Consider the following 7,392-nt stretch of genomic DNA (forward strand, 5'->3'; position numbering starts at 1 on the left):
GCTCTGATAGGCGCGCCGCAGCGCGCTCTCCATGGTGTCGGCAAGCACGGGAAAGGCCGCCACACCAAGGAAAACGACGGCCGTCGCAGCCCCGCCTAAAACCCTGCCCCCAAGCATATTCGACTTATCCAACGCCCCACGAAGCGTGACAACATCCATACGCAATTCGTGATCTGACCAAAAGCGCATAGCTGCGCCGTCCCCAGCACACGCGCGTGATGGCGGTGTGATTGTCGGTCGCTGTTGCTGTTTCGCTTAAAAGATCGGCAGCGCTGGCCTGCCGCTGAAGCAATCTGCGAGACGGAGCCGCTTAGTCCTGGATGCCGTAACGATGGAGATCGTTGCCGTGGGTATCGAGCCAGGTCTTGGCACGTTCGACATGACTGCAGACCTTCGCCACGACCCGCCAGAACCGCGCCGAATGGTTCATCTCGACGAGGTGGGCTACCTCGTGGGCGGCGAGGTAGTCCAGCACATAGGGCGGCGCGAGGATCAGCCGCCAGGAGAACGACAGCGAACCCGCCGATGTGCAGGAGCCCCAGCGACTGGACTGGTCGCGAATTGACAACCGCTTGACCTTCACCCCGAGCGTCTGCGCGTACGAAACGCACGCGTTCTGCACATCCTTGCGGACTTCACGCTTGAGATAGTCGTGTACCCGGCGCTCGATGTATTCGGCGCCGCCGGCCACGCAGATGATACGCTCGCCACTGTCGCGAATTTCAGTCCAAACCGTGCCGCGGTGACCGGCGCGATGCACGATCCGGTGCGCGACGCCGCGCAGCGGGACCACCGTGCCTGGGAGAAATGGCGCCGCCTTCGGCAACCGGCCGAGACGGGCGGCGATCCAGCCGCCGTGACGCTGCGCAAAGTCCTTGGCGTCGGCGATGGTGCCGCGCGGAGGCATGGTGAGGATCGCCTCGCGATCGCTCGGATGGATGCGCAACGTGTAGCGCCGCGCGCGCCGGTGACGGCGAAGCCGGACCGAATAGATCTGGGAGCCGTGCTTGACCAGAAGACGGGACGGTTCGTAAGGCCGCCGATAAAGGAGCGCGCGAGTGGCCATGTCTGCTAATCCGGGGAGCAAGAGTTCGCCCGGATTCTGCCATATCCGTCGCCATGGAAATCGTTCGGCGCAAAAACAAATCATTTGCCCAATATACAGGGGTCGCGCCATCAACGACCCCTACAGAATGGGGTCGAAACGAAAAAATTGGACTGAAACGTACCTCCGCCGGCGCTCCCAAGACATGGATTAATATTCATTCTTTGATTCGGCCCGAATCTTCAGTTTCCTCCGGCCAAATCAGGGGGTTAGAGGCTGTCCGCCCGGCGCGAGATTCTGCGCTGGAGGGATATCCCAGGCAAATTCGATTCAGTTCGAGCGATCACTCCGCGGCGTAAGCAAGCGATGGCTTCACGTTTGCCGACGACACCATGAAATCGGAGATGCGTGGCACGATTTCCGATTTGAAACGCGAGCCGTTGAAGACTCCGTAGTGACCGACGCCCTTTTGCACATAGTGCACGCGGCGATGGTTGGGGATCGAACTGCACAGCGTATGCGTCGCCTCGGTCTGGCCGAGCCCGGAAATGTCGTCGTTCTCGCCTTCCACCGTCATCAAGGCGACGCGGCGGACCTTGGAGGGGTCGACCGGCTTGCCGCGATGGGTCATCTCGCCTTTGGGCAACGCGTGCTTGACGAACACCGTGTCGACGGTTTGCAGATAATACTCTGCCGAAAGGTCCATCACCGCCAGATACTCGTCGTAGAAGTCGCGGTGCTTGTCGACCAGATCGCCGTCGCCCTTCACCAGGTTCCGGAACAGGTCCTTGTGGGCGTCCATGTGGCGGTCGAGATTCATGCTGATGAAGCCGTTCAGCTGCAGGAAGCCCGGATAGACGTCGCGCATGACGCCGGGATGCGGAAACGGCACTTTGGTGATGACGTTATTGCGGAACCAGTCGATGCCGCGCTCGGCCGCGAGGTTGTTGACCGCCGTCGGATTGCGGCGGGTATCGATCGGCCCCCCCATCAGCGTCATCGAAATTGGAACGAAGGGATCGTTTTCGGCTTCCATGACGGAGACCGCAGCCACCACAGGCACCGACGGCTGGCACACCGCGATCACGTGCATATTGCCGCCCAGCACATGCAGCATCTCGATCACGTAGTCGACATAGTCATCCAGGTCGAAACGGCCTGCCGCCAGCGGCACCATGCGCGCGTCGGCCCAATCGGTGATGTAGACCTCGTGGGTCGGCAGAAACGCCTCGACCGTACCTCGCAGCAGCGTTGCGTAGTGGCCGGACATTGGAGCCACGATCAGCACGCGCGGCTGCGGGATGCGGAGCGGACGCGTCAGCTTGCGTTCGAAGTACAACAGCCGGCAGAACGGCTTTTCCCACACGCTGCGGATCTCGACCGGCGTGCGGATGCCGTTGACGTCGGTGTCGTGGATCTCCCATTCGGGCTTGCCGTAGCGGCGGGTGGTGCGCTCGAACAGTTCGCACGCCGCTGCGATCGATTTGCCGAACTCGGTGTGCGACCACGGATTGAGCGGGTTTTGAAACAAGATCTTCGTGGCATCGGTAACGGCGCGCGCTGGATTAAGCGAGGCGTGCCCCATTTCGTACATCCAGTACATCGGCGTTGTCAGCGCCGGACTGCCTTCGGCCACCAGTGGCGGCGCGCCGCCAAATTCCCCAATCGGCATTCTAGTGCCCACTTTCCAAAGTTCGTGCCCTGTTTCAGCACCCACCTTCCACGAACTTCGGAAAGTCATGGGCACTAGCAAATCTATCGATTCTAGTGCCGCGTTTCTAATTGAAGTCCCTGGATCGAATTCGCCGCTTGTGGTGCAGGAACTTCAAATAGGCGGCACTAGTCTCTCGTTTCCTTTTGCGTCGCAACATAGTGCAAAAAGCGTAACGAAGCGTCAATGCATAGATCGCCATTTCGGCCTTGGTACACAAGCTATGTACGGTGAAACCCCCGGGGTTTTAACGGACTATTCGCCGGTCTGGATCAGCGAACCGTGCTGCCGGGCGCTGCGCAGCAGCATCAGAAAGACGGCAAACGATATCGCAACCAGGACGACATTGATCGCGACCGCCTGGGCCATCAGATCGGTGCGAAACACGTGTTCCGTGAGCAAGGTCCGCATGCCCTCGAACACGTAAGTCGGAGGCAGCGACCAGGCGACATATTGCAGCCAATGCGGCAGCACCGTTACAGGGTAGTAAATGCAGGCCAGCGGCATCATGCCGAACATCAGCGTCCAGACGATGCTTTCGGCGCCGAGGCCAAAGCGCAGCACGAGCCCGGAGACGAATATCCCGACCGACCAGCTGGTGAAAATCAGGTTGCAGAAAAAGGCGATCAGCGGAAATCCGATGCTGTAAACGTTGAAGCCGAAAAAGACGATGGCCAGCAGCGTCATCGGAATGACGCCGATCGCCAGCCGGATCAGGCTCATCGCCATCAGCGCAAGCAGGAACTCGATAGGCTTCAGCGGGCTCATCATGAGGTTGCCGAGGTTGCGCGCCCACATTTCCTCAAGAAACGAAATCGAAAAGCCGAGCTGGCCGCGGAACAGGATGTCCCACAGGATCACGGCGCCGATCATCGTGCCGCCGGCGCGGGCAAAAAAGCCGGCGTTTTGCGAGATGTAGTTTTGCAGGAAGCCCCACGTGATGATCTGCAGCGCCGGCCAATAGAGCAGCTCCAGCAGCCGTGGCCATGACGACATCAGGACATACCAGTAGCGCAGGATCATGGCCGCGATCCGATGCGGCGAGATGCCCGTCGTGAGCGCGGCCGGGCTCATGATGCGGTCTCCTGCACCCGGCCGCGGGCGACATCGAGAAACACTTCCTCCAGCGTCGACCGGTTGTAGCGCGCGATAATCGCTTCCGGACTGTCGTCATCCTCGATGCGGCCGCGTTTCATGATGATGACGCGATCGCAGAGCCGTTCCACCTCCAGCATGTTGTGGGAGGCGAGCAGAATGGTCGCGTCGTTCTCCTTGCGATAGGTCTCGAGATGCTGCCTGATCCAGTCGGCGGTGTCGGGGTCGAGCGAAGCGGTCGGCTCGTCCAGCAGCAGCAATTCGGGCTGGTTGATCAGCGCCTTGGCCAGTGCGACGCGGGTCTTTTGTCCGGCCGAAAGTTTCCCATTGGCTCGGTCGAGGAATTCGCCGAGATCGAGGTCGGCGGCAAGCTGTTCGATGCGCCTGGGCAGATCTGCGACCGAGTAGAGGCGGCCGAAGATCGTCAGGTTCTGCCGCACCGTGAGCCGCGACGGCATATCGACGTAGGGACTTTCGAAATTCATCCGGCCAAGCACGGCGGCGCTTTCATCCGGCATCGGATGACCCAGAACCTCGATGCGACCGGCACTCGGCAACACCAGTCCCATGATCATGGCAATCGTCGTGGTCTTGCCGGCGCCGTTGCCGCCGAGTAGCCCGGTGATGCTGCCGCGCGCGATCGAGAAGGAAATATCGTCGACCGCGAGGGTGTTCTTGTACAGCTTCACGAGATGCGCGACATCGATCGCCGCCGCATCGCGCCGGTCGGTTGGGCCAGACTGGGATATCGCGTTCATCATTTGGGCCTGTTCATTGGGCCATCAGGACCTTTAGCGCAAGGCTTCCCGTGGCCAAGCCTTTCCAGTGCCAAGCCTTGCAGTGATCAAGCCTTGCAGTGACCAAGCCTTCCCGTGGCTTTACGCCGCGCTGGTGTGGTGGCTCAGAAGTCCGCATCATGGCTTCCGCAACCGTACGGACCTCGGAATCGGGACACCGGGTCTCATCAGGTAAATTTGTCGGCAGGCATTAGCGCCGTTAAATTGAGGAAATATGTCCGACGCCGCCGCCATCGATTTCCGTCACCCGCGCCGCCATGTCCGCCTGGACACGATCCTGCGGCTGCGCTGGCTTGCCGCGCTTGGGCAACTCGCCGCCATCTTCATTGTCGAACAAGGTCTCGAATTCGACGTCGAGGTCGCGCCTTGCCTTGCCATCGTCGGCTTCTCCGCTCTCCTCAATCTCGTCCTTCAGCTCTGGTTCAATCCGATGGAGCGGCTCGAGCCACAGTTCGCGGCGGCGCTGCTGGCGCTGAATATCATCGAGCTCGCCGGATTGTTGTTCTTTACCGGCGGATTGCAAAATCCATTCTCGTTCCTGTTTCTGGCGCCGGTCCTGATCTCGGCCACCGCGCTGCCGATCAGGCTGACGATTGCGCTTGGGATGCTCGCGGTCGCCTGCGCCTCCGTCCTGGTGTTCCTCTATTTCCCGCTGCCCTGGGACAGCGACGATCCGTTGGTGCTGCCGCCGATCTATCTGTTCGGCGTCTGGCTTTCGATCGTCGTCGCCATCGCCGTCACCAGTCTCTACGCGTTTCAGGTCGCGGAAGAAGCGCGCAAGCTCTCGGACGCTTTGGCCGCCACCGAACTCGTGCTGGCGCGGGAACAGCACCTGACGCAGTTGGACGGCCTTGCTGCGGCGGCTGCTCACGAGCTCGGTACACCACTGTCGACGATCTTCCTGATTTCGCGCGAACTCGAACAGGGCGTACAGGACAAGCCGCAGATCGCGGGTGACATCAAGACGTTACGCGAACAGGCGCAGCGCTGCCGCGACATTCTCGCCAAGATCACGCAATTGTCCTCAAGCGGCGCGCCGTTCGACCGCATGCCGCTGTCGGCGCTGATCGAGGAGACGGTGGCGCCGCATCGCGATTTCGATGTGGCGATCAAGGTGCGCATTGCCGTGGCCGGAACGGCCGAGCCGACCGGGGCGCGAAATCCCGCTATTATTTATGGCGTCGGCAACATCCTGGAGAACGCCGTCGATTTCGCCCGCACGACCGTGGAGGTGAACGCCTGGTGGAACGCCGATACCGTCGAAATCGTCATTTCCGACGACGGTCCGGGGATTGCGCCCGATCTGCTCAAGCGTATCGGCGAGCCCTATCTGTCCCGCCGGCGCGATGCCGATGAGAGCGGCCGTAGCGGCCTCGGTCTTGGTGTATTCATCGCCCGCACGTTGCTCGAACGCACCGGGGCCAAGGTCTCCTTCGGCAACCGGATGTTTCCGGACCACGGCGCGGTGGTGCGGATCGTTTGGCCGCGAAGCGATTTCGAGGTCGGGGAGCCTGCTCCGGAATCCGCCTGAGGTGGCAGGGGGTAAAATCGACATCGAATGGCCTTGGCAGTGCCAAGGCCGACGCCATATGTTGATGAATCCCACGAAAAGGATGGCTTTATCTTGAGCGCTATTGCCGAACTAGCCGCCCACCCCGATCGATCGCTTTTGATCGTGGAAGACGACAAGGCTTTTCTGGAGCGGCTGGCGCGCGCCATGGAAAGCCGGGGCTTCGCGGTGACGTCGTGCGACAGCGTCGCCGAAGGCCTGACCCAGATCGCCAAGGCGGCACCGGCCTTTGCCGTGGTTGATTTGCGGCTCGGCGACGGTAACGGACTGGACGTCGTGTCGGCCTTGAAACGCAAGCGCCCGGAGGCGCGCGCCATCGTGCTCACCGGCTATGGCAACATCGCCACCGCGGTGACCGCGGTGAAACTCGGCGCAGTGGACTATCTGTCAAAGCCGGCCGATGCCGACGACGTGGTGTCGGCGCTGCTCGCCAGCGGCAATCAGAAGTCCGAACCGCCGAGCAATCCGATGTCGGCGGATCGCGTGCGCTGGGAGCACATCCAGCGCATCTACGAGATGTGTAACCGCAACGTCTCGGAAACCGCCCGGCGACTGAACATGCATCGCCGCACCTTGCAACGAATCCTGGCCAAACGCGCTCCGCGCTGATCCGGTCCGTCGTTTCAAAATTCCCCGTGGCCCTGCGGATCGACCAGACGGTTGATTCGCTGCGCCGCCGCCAGCGCAAACCGCACCGTCATCGCTTTTCGGGTCGGCGCCGGCAACCGGTGTTCGGGCGCAGGACGCTGCAAATGCGCCCCATAGGCGTCGGCGACAATCAGCCCGGTCTCGTCGGGGAACACCTCGCACGGCAAATCCGGCGTGAAGGCAAAAAACAGCCGGTCGCAATGCGCCCTGTATTCCGGCCACTTCTGGTCGGCGCGCAAATCCTCGATCGATGATTTGATTTCGACGATCCAGATTTCGCCGCGCTCGTTGATGGCCACGAGGTCGGCGCGGCGGCCCGACGGCAACGGCAATTCGCTGATGCAGGCAAAGCCGAGCGCGCGCAACAACCGCGCGGTGCCGCGCGCGATCGCGAGCGCCGTCTCCGATTGGCGGCGGTCCGGCGCGGGCACAGGAACGGCTTTCTGGGCAGATGATTCCATTCGGCCAAGCATAGAACGTGGATCAAAAAAAGGGCAACGTTTGACGCTGGAACTCGCGCGGAAAA

Annotated in this window: 7 protein-coding genes; 2 read left to right on the top strand and 5 right to left on the bottom strand. The window is 61.5% G+C overall.

The annotated features are described in order from the left end of the window. Positions 1–310: 310 nt before the first annotated feature. The 4 genes from WB528_RS20485 to WB528_RS20500 form a co-directional block, all read right to left on the bottom strand. Complete coding sequence (locus WB528_RS20485; protein ID WP_423890237.1) at positions 311–1,150, bottom strand: M48 family metallopeptidase; 840 nt, start codon at positions 1,148–1,150, stop codon at positions 311–313. Between the two features lie 238 nt (positions 1,151–1,388). Further along, entirely contained in the window at positions 1,389–2,717 is a 1,329-nt protein-coding gene (locus tag WB528_RS20490; protein WP_423890231.1) for a polyhydroxyalkanoate depolymerase, read from the bottom strand. Positions 2,718–3,011: 294 nt separating this feature from the next. Beyond that, entirely contained in the window at positions 3,012–3,830 is an 819-nt protein-coding gene (locus WB528_RS20495) for an ABC transporter permease (RefSeq protein ID WP_423890232.1), read from the bottom strand. After that, entirely contained in the window at positions 3,827–4,612 is a 786-nt protein-coding gene (locus tag WB528_RS20500; RefSeq protein WP_423890233.1) for an ABC transporter ATP-binding protein, read from the bottom strand. The genes WB528_RS20495 and WB528_RS20500 overlap by 4 nt, the downstream gene beginning before the upstream one ends. A 250-nt stretch (positions 4,613–4,862) precedes the next feature. On the opposite strand from WB528_RS20500, the gene WB528_RS20505 reads away from it, so the two are divergent. Both WB528_RS20505 and WB528_RS20510 read left to right on the top strand, forming a co-directional pair. Beyond that, positions 4,863–6,179, top strand: a complete 1,317-nt coding sequence (locus WB528_RS20505; RefSeq protein ID WP_423890234.1) for an ActS/PrrB/RegB family redox-sensitive histidine kinase — start codon at positions 4,863–4,865, stop codon at positions 6,177–6,179. Between the two features lie 93 nt (positions 6,180–6,272). After that, a complete protein-coding gene (locus tag WB528_RS20510; RefSeq protein ID WP_423890235.1) occupies positions 6,273–6,827 on the top strand; it encodes an ActR/PrrA/RegA family redox response regulator transcription factor in 555 nt (184 codons plus the stop codon). Between the two features lie 14 nt (positions 6,828–6,841). On the opposite strand, the gene WB528_RS20515 is transcribed toward WB528_RS20510, so the two are convergent. Continuing rightward, complete coding sequence (locus WB528_RS20515; RefSeq protein WP_423890236.1) at positions 6,842–7,327, bottom strand: MmcB family DNA repair protein; 486 nt, start codon at positions 7,325–7,327, stop codon at positions 6,842–6,844. Positions 7,328–7,392: the final 65 nt, after the last annotated feature.

Origin of the sequence: Bradyrhizobium sp., assembly GCF_049586575.1 — a bacterium.
Lineage (GTDB): Bacteria > Pseudomonadota > Alphaproteobacteria > Rhizobiales > Xanthobacteraceae > Bradyrhizobium.